The following is a 15,389-nucleotide window of genomic DNA, read 5'->3' as shown; positions in this document are numbered from 1 at the left end:
TTACCTTAAAGGGACATGGGCGGTTAAAGCGTATCAGCGTAAATGATAATGCGGACCCCCATGGGTTCCAGGGCCGTGTGGGCCGAGGTGCCCCTTCGTGTTTCGAGGAACGAAAATGAAACGACCGACCAGGACGGGTATGGCACTTCTTGTTGCCGCGCTTGTCTCTGCTCCTTCCGGGGCAGAGGACAGTACCCGTTTTGAATCGAACGGTTTCCTTGAAAGCCTCGATCTCTTCATGGCCGAGCATATGGCCTGGCTGAAGCCCGTGCCGCGTGACGGCAGCGCCGAAGGCCTGAAGGAACTGGAACTGAGCCTGCGCCAGAGCGATAACGGGCAGCAAAAAGGCTTCTTCTATCTGCAGGATAATGCAGCACCGGCGGGCGACCAGAATGCGCCGGGCGATATTCCCGATTTTTCCTCGCTCCTCGCGCCTTCGGGCACGCAGGGTGTGAACCGTCTGCCGCTGGCAGGCGCTGACAGCAACCTCACCCTTTCCTTCGGCGAGGACAAGGCGCGCCCCGCCTTCCGCCTCGGCTTCTCCGGCAGCTACCGGATCGAGGGCGACCGCCGCGTGGCCATGACCGACGCCTTCGGTATCGGCATCAGCCCCGGCGAGGAACGCATCGAATCCGGCCTCAGCCTCGGTTTCGGGGGCTTTGCCGTCGATGCGGCCATGCTGCAGGTTACCGATCATGCCGCGGGCCGTTCGACCGGTTATGACGTCGGCCTTTCGTGGCGCCACGGCGCCTTCTCGACCCGGCTTTCGCTGAGCGAATACAAGGCGGGCGCCGACCTGATGGGGATCGACAATGCGGCCCGCGATGTGCTGGCCGTGGAGCTTGGCGCCTCCTACCGGCTGACCGAGCGCATCGGCGTGCTGGGCGGCGTGCGTTATCTCGACTATTCGAGCCGCATCGTCGCAACGCCCTTCTCGGCCGAAAGCGAACAGATGGTCTTCCTCGGCGGCCAGTTCCGCTTCTAGGGACTATTTCCACCCGTCCATCATGGCAACCGCGGCGAGAGGCAAGCTCTTCAGCCGCCCGGAATTCCTTTTTTTGACGCCGCCCAGAGCGCCAATCCTGACGCCCACTCCCTGAACGAGCCGGGCAAATCGGTGCGGGCCGAGTGTGCGGGCACCCGGATGGCTGAGCGTTTCAAAGACGGGCGAGACAAGCGCGAGATCAACCCCGCGTGCCCGCGCTACGTGAAGCGCCCGGCGGCTGTGCGCTGCCGCTGTCACCATGCCGCTCCAGTTGGGCGGGCAGCGAAACAACTGATATTCGGGCAGATGGAGGCCGTCAGCCCTTACAGCGCGGGCAAGGCGCGCGTCGCCCGCAACCAGAAGCCGCAGATGCCGCTTCCGGCAAACACGGGCAAGCCGGTGCGCAAAGGCTGCACGGTCGGCAGCGTCATAATCGCGGTAGAGGACAAAGGTACCGCGCGGGAGACGGCGAGCGACGGACAACGGATCGGCGTCGCGCTCACGGCCTGCAATATAAACCGCGCCCCGCACCCCGGCGCGGCGGCAAATCTGATGACGGACTGGCGGCAAGGGCTTGACCATGACGGCCTCATACCACATAGCTCCCTGAAGCCTCCAGCCCCCGAATGACGCCCTAGACAAGGACAGGACATGAGCACGTCTGTTGCCGACAACCTCGCCCAGGTTTCCAAAGAAATCGACCGCATGTGCCGCCACACCGGGGCACCCGTAGCGCAGCCGCGCCTGATCGCCGTCTCGAAGATGCAACCCGAGGACCGGGTCATTGAAGCACTGGAAGCCGGCCACCGGGTTTTTGGCGAGAACCGTGTGCAGGAAGCGCAAGGCCGCTGGCTGCCGCTGAAGGAGCGGTTCCCGGATATCGAGCTGCACCTGATCGGCAGCCTGCAATCGAACAAGGCGGGCGATGCCGTTGCCCTGTTCGATGTGATCCACAGCCTGGACCGCATCAAGCTTGCCGATGCCCTGAAGAAGGAAATGGACGCGCAGGGCCGCAATCTGCCCGTTTACATTCAAGTGAATACCGGCCGGGAGGAACAGAAGGGCGGGGCCTCGCTTGAAGACCTGCCGGGGCTTGTCGACCACGCCCGCAAGATCGGCCTGAATGTTGTCGGCCTCATGGTCATCCCGCCGGTGGACGATGACCCGACCCTGCATTTCGCGCTTCTGAAAAAGCTCGCCGCCCGCCACGGCCTCAAGGGCTTGTCCATGGGAATGAGCGGCGATTTTGCGCTGGCAGCCGCAATGGGTGCCACAGACGTGCGGGTCGGCACGGCCATTTTCGGAAATCGCAGCTAGAGCCGCGCAACCCAGAAAAGGTCGTCTGGCGCAACTAATCGCAGGAACGAGCGCAGCGCGCTAGCCTCGAAGGCCACGCAGCCCTGCGTCGGGACAAAGCCCGGCTCCACGACATGGACAAAGATGGCGCTGCCTTTGCCGGGCACCGGCGGAGCATCATTATGGCCAAGCACAAGGATGAGGTCATAGCGGGCATCATCCCGCCACAGCTTTTCGTGCGAGGCACCCGTGGGCAGGCGCACGAGCCGGTTATAGTCGGGACTTTCAGGATCGTCACACCAGCCGAGGGTCGGGTTGATCGCCATCACCGGCAGACGTGTGACCGGCGCGGCCTCCTTGTCAGGCCGGTAAAAGACCCGGCGCAGCGCATATGTGCCGGCGGGCGTCGCCCCGTCGCCCTCTTTCTTGTCAGCTTCAGGCACCACGCCCGCGCGGCCCAGCGCGCACGGTGCCTGCAGGAGCGGACCGGTGAGCTGCCCTTTGGTGGCATCATCGGCCGAGGGCGTGACGGTCCAGACCTGCGGCATGATCAGAGCATATGGCCGGTGCGCGACTTTTTGGTCGCGAGATAGCCGATATTGTGAGGATTCGGCGGAAAGGCATGCTGGACCCGCTCGGTGACCTCGATCCCGAAGCGGCCGAGGGCGGCCACCTTTTCGGGATTGTTGGTCATCAGCCGCACGGCCGAGAAACCGAGGCTCTTCAGCATTTCAGCCGCCGGCGCGAACACACGCTCGTCCACATCGAACCCGAGCCGCGTGTTGGCATCGACCGTGTCATAGCCCTGGTCCTGCAGCGAATAGGCCTTCAGCTTCGAGATAAGCCCGATGCCCCGGCCTTCCTGCGCGAGATAAAGGACGACCCCGCCACCCGCCTCGCCAATCGCCTTGATGGCGCCGCGCAGCTGCTCGCCGCAGTCGCATTTGAGGCTGCCGAGAAGATCACCCGTGAAACATTCACTATGAAGCCGCGTGAGCACCGGTGCATGACGGGAGGGGTCGCCCACGACAATCGCAATATGTTCGATGCCGCCCGAAAGCGGCCGGAAGGAGACAAGCTCGGTCTTTTCAGCGCCGGCGAGGGGCACACGGGCGCGGGCCACGATCTTGAGCGCGCTCGCCTGCGACAGGTCAACCGCAAGCACCGCTTCCGAATTCGCCACCAGCCAGCCTTCCCGGGCGGCAAGAGCCGGCGCGTCATCGATTTCAGCGGCGAGGGCCGCCGGCAGGAGCCGCGCCCATTTCAGAAGCTTCAGGGCCGCGCGGTCAGTATCCGTGTCGGGATGATCGATCCGGGTGAAGGGGCCCTTGAGCGGCGAGGCAAGATCGAGCGTCGGGTCGGCAAGGGCCGCGAGATCGGCGCTTTCCATCCAGCCGGGGCGCTTGAGGCGCACCACTGGCCATCCCTTGTGGCCAACCTTCAACACTTCGGCGCGCTGGCCCGTCACCATAAGGAAGCCGCTACCCGCCACCGCCTCGAACGCGTCAAGCGCCGGGCCGTTTGCAAGCTCCAGCGGCAGAAGTGCCAGACCCTTGCCATCCGCGCCTGCCACCACGACCGGCAGGCCGCGCCGCAAATCGTCGGCGGCCCGGTTCACAGGCGTCAGATTGTCACGAAAATCAAGCATGGGGCCGAGGCTTCACTCATGGACATTGCACGGGAACCTGTTGTGTCATACGGCGCGATGCCAATCAAACATTTGTGAGCAAGTTTGACTGTCGCCAATCTGCCGCCACTTTATAGAGGACCGAAGCTCGGGCATACTGGAAGTCCGGGACAAAAGACACGACAGCATATGCCAAGGAGCAAAAAGCATGGCGACCCGCAAAATCCTGCTTGTGGACGATGACGAAGATCTGCGTGAGACACTGGCCGACCAGCTGGCGCTTTGCGATGAATTCACCACCCATCAGGAAGGCACGGCCGGCGCCGCGCTCGACTGGCTTTCCAAAAATCAGGCCGACCTTCTGGTGCTTGATGTCGGCCTGCCCGACATGGACGGCCGCGAACTGTGCCGCCGCATCCGCAAGAACGGGATCAAGACCCCGGTCATCATGCTGACAGGCGTGACCTCGGACGCCGATACCGTCCTCGGCCTTGATGCCGGCGCCAACGACTATGTGACGAAGCCTTTCAGCTTCAACGTACTGCTAGCCCGTGTGCGCGCCCACCTGCGCCAGCACGAGCAAACCGAAGATGCCACCTTCCATATCGGGCCCTATCAGTTCCGCCCGGCAGGCAAACTGCTTGAGGATCAGGGCGCGCGCAAGAAGGTGCGCCTGACCGAGAAGGAAACCGCGATCCTGAAGTATCTCTACCGCGCCGGCGGCAAGCCCGTGGGCCGGGAAGAGCTGCTGACGGAAGTCTGGGGCTATAATTCGGGCGTCACCACCCACACGCTGGAAACCCACGTGTACCGTCTGCGCCAGAAGATCGAGCCCGAACCCGGCGCAGCCCAGCTTCTGATCACCGAGCCCGGCGGCTACAGCCTGCAGGCGCTCGGTTAGAACTCGAAATCCACCATGACGGGTGCATGGTCCGAGGGCTTTTCGCCCCAGCCGCGCCCGTCACGCAGCACCTGGGCCCCGCGGATTGCGCCTTTGAGCGACGGGCTCGTCCATACATGGTCGAGCCTGCGGCCCTTGTCTGCGTTCGACCAGTCGGGCGAACGGTAAGACCACCAGCTATAGAGCTTTTCAGGCAGCGGCACGATCTCGCGGCACACATCCACCCACTGATGCGCATCCAGAAGCGCGAACAGGCGGTCGGTTTCGACCGGGGTGTGCGAAACGACTTTCAGAAGCTGTTTGTGGTTCCACACATCGTCGGGGTGCGGCGCCACGTTGATATCGCCCACGAGGATCGACGGGTCCTTCAGCGTCTTCGACCATTCGATCATCTCGTCGAGGAACTGGAGCTTGTGGGCGAACTTGTCGTTGATGGCAGGATCAGGCTCGTCCCCGCCCGCCGGCACATAGAAATTGTGAACGACCTGACCCCCCGCCAGCTTGATCGCGATATGCCGGGCATCACCCTTGCCGCACCAATCCAGCGAATAGCTTTCCGCGAAGGGTGCCTTCGCGGCGATCGCCACGCCGTGGTGGCTTTTCTGTCCCTTGATCGCCAGATGCGGCATCCCGAGATCTTCAAAGAAGCGACGCGGGAAATCCTGATCCATCACCTTGGTTTCCTGCAGGCACAGCACATCGGGCTGATGCGTGCGGATGAGATGCTCGACAATATCAAGCCGGGCCCTGACCGAGTTGATGTTCCAGGTAACAATGCGCAAGGGTCTGTCCTTTCGTCGGTCAGTAGATGAGGAAACTGGCGCCGGTGACGCCGATGGGCCAGCGGCCGCGTTCAAAAAGCCGGAAACGGAGCGCGAAGGGATGATCGTCATCTGCGCCCGTCAGCATCACAAGGGCGGCCTGATGCACCGCCTGCACGGCGGCGCCCGTGGCGGCACGCACGAACTCGCCGTCGTCGATCCTCAGATAATCGGCGGCATCTTCGGCGGCGGCTTCAATCGCCGGGATCGTGCTTTCATTGATGTGGGTCAGCACCATTTCGAACGTGTCTTCATCAAGGACAGCCAGAAGATCATCCGTGAGCGCGGCGCGAAGCTGTTCCTCCGCTTCCCACGAAGGGCTGTTGATATCGTTCGATTCCGCGGCGGCGGCCGCATCTTCCCAGTCAAAAAGGAAAGCGGGTTCGGCCTCGGGGAAGCCAAGCGCAGGGCCGTAAGCTTCGGCAAGGCGCCGGTCGTTATCGGACGGCGTTTCGCCCAGCGTGCGGAACCAGTGCATATTGTTGACGACCGCAATGAAGGCGGCGACGCCCGAAAGCGTCGGCAATTCTTCCAGAAGATCGTCGATATCGATATCGGTCATGATGATCCTCTCAGCGCGTGCGGCGGCGTTTGGAAAGGCCCCGCGGGTCTTCAAAGGTCCAGAGCTTCTTTTCAAGTTCGGGATTGAGGACGGCATCCACGAGCTCGACATAGGTTTCCTGTGCCTGTGCGTCCTTCACGAGCCAGCCCTTGAGCGTCAGCGTATCGGGCGCGTCGGCGCGGCGCTCGAAAAAGATCGTGATGGTGCCAAGTTCGGGCCGGTTCTCGTCGCGCGCATGCACGGCCACAATCCGCTCGTCACCGCCGGGGGCGGCCTGGACCTGCGCACCGAGACGGGCGAGATCGACATCACGGCCAAGGAGTAGCCGCAAAGGCGTGTCATCGATCGGCCAGCGCGTCACCTGCCCGACTTCATAGTCAATGAGGTTGAGGGCTTCGCCGTCCGCCACCACAAGGAAAGGCACATCGCCCGCATAGTCGAACCGGATGCGACCGGGCCGGGCCATATAGACCATGCCCGAGGTGATCTCGCCCGAGGGGGCATGCTGCACGAAGCCGGCCTTCAGGCTTTCAGTTTCGCGGAAATAACGTTCCACATCCTTGAAAGCGGCGAAGGTGGGGTCTTCCTCCATCGTTGCTTCCTCAAGAGGCGGAAGCTCGGCTTCCTGAGCCGTCACCGCCGGTGAGAGAAAAGCGAAAACAGAGAGAAGGAGCGGCGCAAAGGTGCGCTTCATCAATATTCTTCCTCGCGTGCCGGGACCAGCACTTCGCGCTGGCCTTTGGCATTGGGCGCGCTGATCACGCCCTGTTGTTCCATTTCCTCGATCAACGAGGCGGCCTTGTTATAGCCGATCTTCAGCCGCCGCTGGATATAGCTGGTGGTGGGCCGCCTGTCACGCAGCACAATATCCACCGCCTGATCATAGAGGCTGGCGTCATCACCACTATTGCCGCCGCCGGATGGACCGGGGATGAACGGGCTGTCGAAGCCTTCTTCAGGTTCTTCCGTCACTTCCGCCTTATAGTCCGGCTGGCCCTGCAGTTTCAGGTGATCAACGATGGACTGGACTTCCTCGTCCGATACAAACGCGCCGTGCACGCGGGTGATGCGCCCGCCCCCCGCCATGTAAAGCATGTCGCCCATGCCAAGAAGCTGTTCGGCACCCTGCTCGCCCAGAATGGTGCGGCTGTCGATCTTCGAGGTGACCTGGAAACTGATCCGGGTCGGGAAGTTTGCCTTGATCGTGCCGGTGATCACGTCCACGGAAGGCCGCTGGGTCGCCATGATCAGGTGGATGCCCGCTGCCCGCGCCATCTGCGCCAGCCGCTGGACGGTGGCTTCCACATCCTTGCCGGCGACCAGCATCAGGTCGGCCATCTCGTCGATGATGATGACGATATAGGGCAGCGGCTGGAAGTCGAAGCGCTGTTCTTCATACATCGGCTGGCCGGTTTCCTTGTCGAAACCGACCTGCACCTCGCGCACCAGTTCCTCGCCGTTCGCGCGGGCTTCCTCGATCCGCTTGTTGAAGGCGGCAAGATTGCGCACGCCAAGGCGCGACATGTTCCGGTAGCGAGTTTCCATCTCGCGCACCGCCCATTTGAGCGCCACGACTGCCTTCTTCGCTTCGGTTACCACGGGTGTCAGAAGATGCGGGATATCGTCATAGATCGACAGTTCCAGCATCTTGGGATCCACCATGATCAGCCGGAGCGTTTCGGGCGTATGCCGGTAAAGGAGCGACTCGATCATCGTGTTGATGCCGACCGATTTGCCCGAACCGGTGGTACCGGCGACCAGAAGGTGCGGCATGGTGGCAAGGTCCGCGATCACCGGCGCGCCGCCGATATCCTTGCCAAGCGCTACCGGCAGGCGGGCCTTGGTCATTTCATATTCGCGGCTCGCTAGAAGTTCGCGCAGGTAAACCGTCTCGCGCTTCTGGTTCGGCAGTTCGATCCCGATGGCGTTGCGGCCGGGCACGACGGCCACACGGGCGGAAATCGCACTCATTGAGCGGGCGATATCGTCGGCAAGGCCGATCACGCGGGCGGATTTGGTGCCGCGGGCTGGCTCCAGCTCATAAAGCGTGACAACGGGTCCGGGGCGCACATCATTGATGTCGCCCTTGACGCCGAAGTCATCCAGCACGCTTTCCAGCATGCGGGCATTGCCATCCAGTGCTTCGGTCGACAGGCTGTCGATCTTCTCGCCGGGCTTGGGCGGGGCCAGAAGCTCAAGCGGCGGCAGGCGGAAGCCGTCGCTGTCGCCAAGGTCGAAGGCGCGCTGGGCCTCGATTTCCTCGCGACGGCCCTTCACCGGATCCTGCCGGGCCTTCACGCGGCTGCGGCTGGCGGGGGTTTCGTCCATCTCGAAGGGCGGCAGTTCCTCATCGTCGGGATCACTGTCCACAAAGACCGGGGCGTGGTCAGCAGCTTCACCGATCACCGGTTCACGGCGTTCAGCACGCGCCGCGCGGCGCGATGCTGCCTGCTCGGCCACCCGGCCCTTGGCGAAACCGGCAGCCTTGACGACCGCAAGCACGCTGTGGGCAAGGCCCCATTTGAGCCAACGCCAGCTCATCGCCACAGCAATATAGATGCCGCGCGCGATGGTGCGCCATTCCTCGCCCGAAAGTGCGAGCGACACGGCATAAGCCGGCAGGCCCAGCGCCGCGAAAACGACAGCAAAGACCCATTTCGGCAACACCAGCGCCCCGAAAAGCGTGATGACATAACTGTAAAACATCTGGCCAAGCGCGCCACCATAGCCGGCTTGAACCGGGAAATCGCCGCTTGGTGCCACCACACTCATGGCGGTGGCGAGAAGGATCAGGCCAACCGGCAGGAACGCGAGATTGATCCAGAAAAGCCTGAGCCATTTGAGCCGCGCGATCTTGAAGCCCCAGACAAGCAGTGGCAGGGCCAGAAGATAGGCGGCAAGCGCCAGCGTCTGCATCAGAATATCAGCCACCGCCGCGCCGGGAGCACCCATCATGTTGGTGACGGGACCATCGGCGATGCGATTGAGTGTCGGGTCCATGGGATTATAGGTAGCGAGCGACAGGACCATCATGACGCCAAGCGCCATCAGGAGAAGGCCGAAGCTGCGCCAGGCCGTGGACTTCAGGCCCGTCACTACAGCGGGCGGCAGGATCGGTGCAGAGCCGCCCTTGCGGGCAGCAGGTTTCGAGGAAACGCGGCGCGGGTTGCGGGTCGCCGCAGCCTGTGCCTTGCCGGGGTTCTTGCCCGCTGTCCGTTTCACTCCCTTTACGCCTGTCACTGTCTGCTTGTCCCTGATTTGTTCTGCATGAGCCCGGCCACTTTACCCAGACCGCCGGGGCCCTGACAAGTAGGCGTTGCCCATGCTGGACAGCAAGCCCCCAAGGGCGTAGAGCAGAAAGGAGAGAGGAGCCCGCGCCATGCCACACGATCAGACGACCGATATCGCCATTCTTGGTGGGGGCCTTGCCGGCCTCGCGGCGGGCATCGGGCTCGCGGCCCACGGCCTTGACGTGACCGTGATCGACCGTGGCGAGCCGGGCGACCAGACGCTTGAAAGCTTTGACGGACGGTCGAGTGCGATTGCCTATGCAAGCTGCAATCTCCTGAAGGCGATCGGCGTGTGGGAGCACCTTGAAGGCCGCCACCAGCCGATCAGGGAAATCCGCGTTTCGGACGGCCCCTCGCTGATGCACCTGCATTTCGATCACCGCGACCTTGGCGCTGGCCCACTTGGCGAGATGGTTGAAAACCGGCATATGCGGCTCGCGCTCCATGCCCGCGCCAAGGAATTGCCGAACCTGCGCCATCTGGCGCCCGCCAGCGTCACCGAGATTGAGCGCGATGCCGTAGCCGCGCGCCTCACGCTTGCTGACGGCAACACGATCACCGCCTGGCTCCTTCTCGGGATCGACGGGCGCGCCAGTCAGGCGCGACGCGACGCCGGAATCACGGTGACCGAATGGGGCTATGATCAGGTTGGTATCGTCTGCTCGATCGAGCACGAACTACCGCACGGCGGGGTGGCGCACGAGCGTTTCCTGCCATCCGGCCCCTTCGCCATCCTGCCGCTGACCGGCAATCGGTCGTCGCTCGTCTGGACTGAAAAGCAGCATCTGGCCGACACGGTCATGGGCCTTTCGCCCCGCGCGTTCGAGGCCGAAGTACAACGCCGCTGCGGCGATTTTCTGGGCAAGGTGAAAGTGATCGGCGGGCGCTGGTGCTATCCGCTGACCCTGCAGTTCGCGGACCGCTATACCGACACGCGGCTCGCCCTTGTGGGGGACGCCGCCCACGGCATCCATCCGATTGCGGGTCAGGGCCTCAATATGGGCCTGCGCGATGTGGCGGCACTCATCGAGGTGATCGTCGAGGCCGCCCGCGCCGGGCTCGATATCGGCTCGGGCGCAGTGCTTGATCGTTACGCCCGTTGGCGCGAGTTCGACAATGTGACCCTGATGGGTGTAACCGATGTGCTGAACCGGCTGTTTTCAAACGATATTGCACCCGTTCGCATCGCCCGCGACCTTGGCCTTGCGGTGGTTGACCGCATCCCGCCCTTGAAAAATTTCTTCATGGCGCACGCGCGCGGCACGGTCGGCACGCTGCCGAAGCTCCTCTCCGGCGACCGGTTGTGACGGGCCGGGCCCATCTTGACCTGATCGTCTATCCCCACCGGTCGCTCAGCCGGCGGCATTTCAAGCGCCTGATGTGGGTGATCGGCGGCATCACCGGACTGGCCGCGCTGCGCTTCCTGTTTGTGGGAGCATGGCCTGTCGTGCTGTTTGTGGCCGCCGACATTTTCGCCATCTGGCTGGCCTTCACCATCAGCTACCGCCGCGCCCGGCTGACCGAAACGGTCCGCCTGACGGATACCGATCTTCTGGTCGAGCGGCGCTACCCGAACGGGCGGCGTGAAAGCTGGCGGCTCGAGCCCTACTGGGCCAAAGTGAAGCTTCTGGAAGACGAACGCGGCGGCACCGAGCTGACCATCACGACCCACCAGCAGACGGTGAGCCTGGGCGCTTATCTCAACCCCGCCGAACGGCGCGACCTTGCCGCTGAAATCCGCGAGGCCCTGGATGCCTGGCAACGGCGTTAGGCCTTATTCTCCTGAAGCGCATCCGGAAACTCTGTTGCCAGTTCATCAATGCGGACTTCCATCGCGGCGTGCCATTCGGGATCAAGTGCCGCCTGTTTGAAGATAAGCCCCGCGCCGTCAAAACCGTTCCGGACCGAGAGACAATCCCACGCGGCAGCTTCCACCTCGCGGTCCCAGTCTTCGGCTTCTTCGCCAAGCGCTTCATCCGGCATGTCTTCCGAGCCCAGACAAAGCGCGGTGACATGCTGGGCCGGCGCATAACCTTCGCGGGCGAGCGCCAGATACTCGGCAAAGGCGTCGGCCATGTCGCCGCTCGCCAGCTTTTTGCCAGCGGCATTGAGGCGCATCTGACGGCCAAGATCAGAAAGCTTGTCGCCCATCACCGGCTCCCGAGCTGCAACTTCAGCACATCCTGCATCGTGTAGCGCCCGGCCGGAACGGTCGCGGCAAACCGCGCCGCCACTACCGCGCCCTTGGCAAAAAGGCTGCGGTTTTCAGCCTTGTGCGACAGGATCAGCCGTTCGCTATCCGACGCGAAAATCACCTCATGCTCGCCGATCACAGCGCCGCCCCGAAGGGTTGCGAAGCCGATTTCCCCGACCGGCCGCTCGCCGATCACCCCGTCGCGCGCCTTGCAGGCAACCGTCCCAAGGTCGACGCCGCGCCCCTTGGCGGCAGCTTCCCCAAGCATCAGCGCGGTGCCGGAGGGTGCATCGACCTTGTGGCGGTGATGCATTTCAAGAATATCGATATCCCAATCGTCGCCCAGAACACGGGCGGCTTCTTCCGTGAGCGCCATCAGGAGATTGACGCCGAGCGAGAAATTACCCGCCTGAACGATGGCCGTGGACTTGCCAGCCGCATCAAGCGCGGCATGATCGCTGGCGGTCAGGCCCGTGGTGCCAACAACAAGCGCCGTACCCACTGCCGCTGCCGCCTCGGCATGGTCGGCGGTGGAGCCGGGTGCCGAGAAATCGATCACCACATCCGATATCTCAAGGAGGCCAGCGAGATCCATCATCACCGGAGCATCCGTGCCGGGGATTTTCATACCGGGATTGCCGGCCCGGTCCGTACCGCCTGCAAGCACCAGCCCGTCAGCGGCCACTACCACGGCGGCAACTGCCTGTCCCATCCGGCCCATGCATCCAATGATGCCGACCCTCAGCGCCTGTTCCGCCATCGCTTTTCCTTTCATCCGGTGCAGAAGCCCTAGCAAAGTGACGGGCAAAAGAAAAGGCCGGGCGAACCCGGCCTTTCCGCAAAGCTGATGATTAGGCCTTAGAAACGCGCGGTCAGATCGATGCCCCAGATGCCGGGCATTTCGATTTCGGTGCGCGGAGCGCCCATCGTGTCGACCACAAGACCGCCAGCGCCGCCGAGATAACGGTTGCTGAAGATATTGTTGGCAAAGACCGAGAGGCTGAAGTTTTCGTCTTCGGTCGACCAGGTGATCCGGGCATTGGTGTAGTTTTCGGCCACACCGGTTTCCCAGCTCACATCGCCCACAGTGACGATCCCGCAGGTACCATCGTTGCGGCAGATCTGGTTGTCACGGCGAGCCGAGCTGTAGCTGTGATCGACGTGGAAGTCGAGGAAGCCGCGCGTGCCAAGGTCGAACCGGTACATGCCGCCGAACGAGATGCGGGTCGAGGGCTCACCGGTCGGATCCCCGATGAACGGATCGTCATCGCCGTCGGTATCGTCGTCGTCGCCGCAGTTCGCCTTGCAAGTGATGTCCTGGAAGCCGGCGTTGGCAAAGAGGCGCATACCTTCAACCGGCACCCACAGCAGTTCGAGATCGATACCCTTGCCCGAGGTGTCGGTCGTCTGGGTGATATATTGCGGTACGTTCGAACCATCGACCGTGGTCAGGCGGATCGACTGCTTGTCGTCATAGCGATAATGCCACACCGACGCGTTGAAGCGCAGCGTGCGGTCGAACCATTCCGACTTGAAACCACCCTCGATGTTCCAGACTTTTTCATTGTCGAAATAGCTGTTCACCTCGACCGAGTTGAAGCCGCCCGCCTTGTAGCCGTTGGCGTAAGACGCGAAGACCATGAAGTCATCGGTCAGCTTGTAGTCCACCACAACGCGCGGGCTGAGGTTGTTCCAGCTGTCCTTGCGCTCAAACTTCTGGCCTTCGAGGCTCTGGTTGAACACAAGGTCACCGTTGCCGCCAAGGATATTGGCGAGGAGCATCTGGTGAACATCGGCGAGATTCATGCCAATGGCCGGGATGGTCAGCTCGTCATAGCCAGAGATGGTGCGTGCGCCGTTGAACCATTCCCACGATTTCTTGTCGTGGGTAAAGCGGATGCCCGCCGTGAGGTTCAACCGGTCAGTCAGGGCATAGGTGGCATCGGCGTATGCTGCATAAGCCGTGTTACGACCAACCCCATACATGGTTTCTTCCCATGTGCGGCCGAACATGGTGGTACCGAAGGTCTGGGCAAGCTGCTCGAGCGACGCGCCGGGGAGCGACGGATCAAAGCAGGAAAGCGGTACATCGTTCAACAGGCTGACAAACCCGCCGAAACTGTCGAGCATCAGGCTGTCACAAGCGTTGAAGCCATCAGTCGGATCGAACGCGAAGGCGAGTGCCCCCGGCGTGGCGCCGACGTTATAGAGCGTATTGTCGATCGAATCCGTCGTGCCATGGGTGGCCGAAGCCTGTTCGGCGCGTTCCTTGAAGAAGGAGAAGCCGGCCGTCCAGGTGAGCGGGCCACTGACGCCATTGAGGCGCAGTTCCTGATAGAAATGCTTGTTGTCCTCGATATTGTCCGTATCGAAATAGAAGGCGGGGTCGGCGGTGCCGTCCTCATCCTGCAGGTTATTGGTGCTGAACTTCTTGAAAGCCGAGATCGAGGTGAGCGTCGCCCACTCGAAATCATGGGTGATAGTCAGGTTCACGCCGTAAAGATTGCGGTTTTCAGCGCCGTTGTGGATGTCGCTGGCAAGCGGTCCCAGGGGATCGGCCCCGCCCACCGAGGTCGCAGGCTTGAAGAAGTTCCATGAGGCGCCCGGGTTGCTTGGCACATAGCCGAACGGCGCGAAGCCGGCATAGATGGCGCCAAGCGGCACGGAATCAAGCGCCGAAAGCGGTGTATCCCGCGTGAAGGGCAGCCCGAGGAGCGGCGCGATACCGACAAGCACGTCGCCCTGCCCCGGAATGTCGCCGAGCGTGTCGGCGCTCGGGTTATAGCGGTAACCACCGTTTGAGACGCCGATGATCGGCGGATTCTCGTCCTGCCGGGTACGGTCAAACTCGTAGGCGAGGTTCACCGAGGTCTGGGCTGACGGCTCCCAGCGCAACTGCACGCGACCGGTATCGTTGTTTTCGCGACCATAATCTTCACCGGTGATCGCATCCTTCACAAACCCGTCCTGATTGTTGATCAGGAGGTTGGCGCGAAGGGCCAGCGTTTCAGTGATCGGCAGGTTGACCATCGCGTCAAGCTGCTGCTTGTCGAAACGGCCATAGCGCAGTTTTACCTTGCCTTCGGTTTCGTTCATCACCGGTTTCTTGGTGATGATCGAAATGGCACCAGCCGCGGTGTTGCGGCCAAAAAGCGTGCCCTGCGGGCCTTTCAGCACTTCAACCCGTTCGATATCCGAGAAGAAGACGATGGCCGCGCCCGAGCGTGCCGCATAAACGCCGTCCACATAAAGGCCGACAGCCGGATCGGTGCCCACACCGAAGTCCGATGTCTGCACACCGCGAATCTGGAAGGTCGGCTGGGTGACGCTGGTGCCGATCTCAAGCCCCGGCGTGTAGGCGACAAGGTCGCGCATATCCTCGGCGGCGACGGTATCAAGGAAATCGCCCGAGAAGGCATTCAGCGAAATCGGCACATCCTGTGCCGACTGTTCGCGTTTCTGGGCCGTGATGACGATCTCTTCAAGGCCGAAGATATCCTGCTCCTCCTGCGCTACCGCAACATGGGAGCCGATCATGGTGGCTACACTCGCACCCGCCAAAAGCCGGGCAATGACATCCGTGGAAAGCATGCGTTTCCCCTCCGCTTCCTTTTTACGGGGCTGCTTGTTCAATTGCGGCCCCTTTTCCCTAGCCAAACCGTTCTCAGAACGGCCACAAGGGCTTGCAGCCATATGCCTGCAAGCCCTTATCA

Annotated in this window: 15 protein-coding genes; 5 read left to right on the top strand and 10 right to left on the bottom strand. The window is 62.5% G+C overall.

All coding sequences use genetic code 11. From position 1 onward, the window contains the following. Positions 1-115: 115 nt before the first annotated feature. Positions 116-985 (top strand): porin, encoded by an 870-nt coding sequence (locus OU694_RS11015; protein WP_308911058.1) that lies wholly within the window; start codon positions 116-118, stop codon positions 983-985. Between the two features lie 3 nt (positions 986-988). Here OU694_RS11015 and OU694_RS11010 read toward each other — a convergent pair whose 3' ends face one another. Beyond that, on the bottom strand, positions 989-1,567 hold the full coding sequence (locus OU694_RS11010; protein ID WP_308911057.1) for a thiamine phosphate synthase: 579 nt from the start codon (positions 1,565-1,567) through the stop codon (positions 989-991). A 69-nt stretch (positions 1,568-1,636) separates the two neighbouring features. Here OU694_RS11010 and OU694_RS11005 point away from each other — a divergent pair, with 69 nt between their 5' ends. Further along, complete coding sequence (locus OU694_RS11005) at positions 1,637-2,302, top strand: YggS family pyridoxal phosphate-dependent enzyme (protein WP_308911056.1); 666 nt, start codon at positions 1,637-1,639, stop codon at positions 2,300-2,302. On the opposite strand, the gene OU694_RS11000 is transcribed toward OU694_RS11005, so the two are convergent. Then, the gene (locus OU694_RS11000) at positions 2,299-2,829 is read right to left on the bottom strand and encodes a L,D-transpeptidase family protein (protein WP_308911055.1); all 531 of its coding nucleotides are present in this window, start codon (positions 2,827-2,829) and stop codon (positions 2,299-2,301) included. The two genes, OU694_RS11005 and OU694_RS11000, sit on opposite strands and share 4 nt — an antisense overlap. Positions 2,830-2,831: 2 nt before the next feature. After that, on the bottom strand, positions 2,832-3,929 hold the full coding sequence (ribA, locus tag OU694_RS10995; RefSeq protein WP_308911054.1) for a GTP cyclohydrolase II: 1,098 nt from the start codon (positions 3,927-3,929) through the stop codon (positions 2,832-2,834). A gap of 187 nt (positions 3,930-4,116) precedes the next feature. Between ribA and OU694_RS10990 the strand changes: the two genes are divergently transcribed. Then, positions 4,117-4,809 carry a response regulator transcription factor gene (locus OU694_RS10990; protein WP_289504336.1) on the top strand — a complete coding sequence of 231 codons (693 nt, stop codon included), beginning with the start codon at positions 4,117-4,119 and terminating at the stop codon, positions 4,807-4,809. Here the strand turns inward: OU694_RS10990 and OU694_RS10985 are convergent. The 4 genes from OU694_RS10985 to OU694_RS10970 are packed head-to-tail and all read right to left on the bottom strand — an operon-like array spanning position 4,806 to position 9,414. Then, positions 4,806-5,591: an exodeoxyribonuclease III gene (locus tag OU694_RS10985; RefSeq protein ID WP_308911053.1), complete on the bottom strand. Its 786-nt coding sequence runs from the start codon at positions 5,589-5,591 to the stop codon at positions 4,806-4,808. The two genes, OU694_RS10990 and OU694_RS10985, sit on opposite strands and share 4 nt — an antisense overlap. A 19-nt stretch (positions 5,592-5,610) precedes the next feature. Then, positions 5,611-6,192 (bottom strand): hypothetical protein, encoded by a 582-nt coding sequence (locus OU694_RS10980; RefSeq protein WP_308911052.1) that lies wholly within the window; start codon positions 6,190-6,192, stop codon positions 5,611-5,613. Between the two features lie 10 nt (positions 6,193-6,202). Then, positions 6,203-6,886, bottom strand: coding sequence for a LolA family protein (locus tag OU694_RS10975; RefSeq protein ID WP_308911051.1), 684 nt, complete (start codon positions 6,884-6,886; stop codon positions 6,203-6,205). Then, positions 6,886-9,414, bottom strand: coding sequence for an FtsK/SpoIIIE family DNA translocase (locus OU694_RS10970; protein ID WP_308911050.1), 2,529 nt, complete (start codon positions 9,412-9,414; stop codon positions 6,886-6,888). The genes OU694_RS10975 and OU694_RS10970 overlap by 1 nt, the downstream gene beginning before the upstream one ends. 157 nt (positions 9,415-9,571) lie before the next feature. Between OU694_RS10970 and OU694_RS10965 the strand changes: the two genes are divergently transcribed. Beyond that, positions 9,572-10,789, top strand: coding sequence for a UbiH/UbiF/VisC/COQ6 family ubiquinone biosynthesis hydroxylase (locus tag OU694_RS10965; RefSeq protein ID WP_308911049.1), 1,218 nt, complete (start codon positions 9,572-9,574; stop codon positions 10,787-10,789). Next, entirely contained in the window at positions 10,786-11,253 is a 468-nt protein-coding gene (locus OU694_RS10960) for a DUF2244 domain-containing protein (protein WP_308911048.1), read from the top strand. The genes OU694_RS10965 and OU694_RS10960 overlap by 4 nt, the downstream gene beginning before the upstream one ends. Here the strand turns inward: OU694_RS10960 and OU694_RS10955 are convergent. The 3 genes from OU694_RS10955 to OU694_RS10945 form a co-directional block, all read right to left on the bottom strand. Next, positions 11,250-11,633 (bottom strand): hypothetical protein, encoded by a 384-nt coding sequence (locus OU694_RS10955; RefSeq protein WP_308911047.1) that lies wholly within the window; start codon positions 11,631-11,633, stop codon positions 11,250-11,252. The two genes, OU694_RS10960 and OU694_RS10955, sit on opposite strands and share 4 nt — an antisense overlap. Beyond that, positions 11,633-12,436, bottom strand: coding sequence for a 4-hydroxy-tetrahydrodipicolinate reductase (gene dapB, locus OU694_RS10950; protein ID WP_308911046.1), 804 nt, complete (start codon positions 12,434-12,436; stop codon positions 11,633-11,635). Before dapB ends, OU694_RS10955 begins: the two co-directional genes overlap by 1 nt. A gap of 98 nt (positions 12,437-12,534) precedes the next feature. Next, entirely contained in the window at positions 12,535-15,267 is a 2,733-nt protein-coding gene (locus tag OU694_RS10945; protein WP_308911045.1) for a TonB-dependent receptor, read from the bottom strand. Positions 15,268-15,389: the final 122 nt, after the last annotated feature.

Origin of the sequence: Pseudokordiimonas caeni, from assembly GCF_026719705.1 — a bacterium.
Taxonomy (GTDB): Bacteria; Pseudomonadota; Alphaproteobacteria; order Sphingomonadales; family Kordiimonadaceae; genus Gimibacter; species Gimibacter caeni.
The sequence above is the reverse complement of the archived record's forward strand: the minus strand, read 5'-3'. Positions and strand labels throughout refer to the sequence as shown.

What these genes read in the sequence shown, in the direction of transcription:
- ribA (WP_308911054.1), bottom strand. Translation starts at nt 3,929, where the DNA reads ATGCTTGATTTTCGTGACAATCTGACGCCTGTGAACCGGGCCGCCGAC.
- OU694_RS10975 (WP_308911051.1), bottom strand. Translation starts at nt 6,886, where the DNA reads ATGAAGCGCACCTTTGCGCCGCTCCTTCTCTCTGTTTTCGCTTTTCTC.
- OU694_RS11000 (WP_308911055.1), bottom strand. Translation starts at nt 2,829, where the DNA reads ATGCCGCAGGTCTGGACCGTCACGCCCTCGGCCGATGATGCCACCAAA.
- OU694_RS10980 (WP_308911052.1), bottom strand. Translation starts at nt 6,192, where the DNA reads ATGACCGATATCGATATCGACGATCTTCTGGAAGAATTGCCGACGCTT.
- OU694_RS10965 (WP_308911049.1), top strand. Translation starts at nt 9,572, where the DNA reads ATGCCACACGATCAGACGACCGATATCGCCATTCTTGGTGGGGGCCTT.
- OU694_RS11015 (WP_308911058.1), top strand. Translation starts at nt 116, where the DNA reads ATGAAACGACCGACCAGGACGGGTATGGCACTTCTTGTTGCCGCGCTT.
- dapB (WP_308911046.1), bottom strand. Translation starts at nt 12,436, where the DNA reads ATGGCGGAACAGGCGCTGAGGGTCGGCATCATTGGATGCATGGGCCGG.
- OU694_RS11005 (WP_308911056.1), top strand. Translation starts at nt 1,637, where the DNA reads ATGAGCACGTCTGTTGCCGACAACCTCGCCCAGGTTTCCAAAGAAATC.
- OU694_RS11010 (WP_308911057.1), bottom strand. Translation starts at nt 1,567, where the DNA reads ATGGTCAAGCCCTTGCCGCCAGTCCGTCATCAGATTTGCCGCCGCGCC.
- OU694_RS10945 (WP_308911045.1), bottom strand. Translation starts at nt 15,267, where the DNA reads ATGCTTTCCACGGATGTCATTGCCCGGCTTTTGGCGGGTGCGAGTGTA.
- OU694_RS10990 (WP_289504336.1), top strand. Translation starts at nt 4,117, where the DNA reads ATGGCGACCCGCAAAATCCTGCTTGTGGACGATGACGAAGATCTGCGT.
- OU694_RS10955 (WP_308911047.1), bottom strand. Translation starts at nt 11,633, where the DNA reads ATGGGCGACAAGCTTTCTGATCTTGGCCGTCAGATGCGCCTCAATGCC.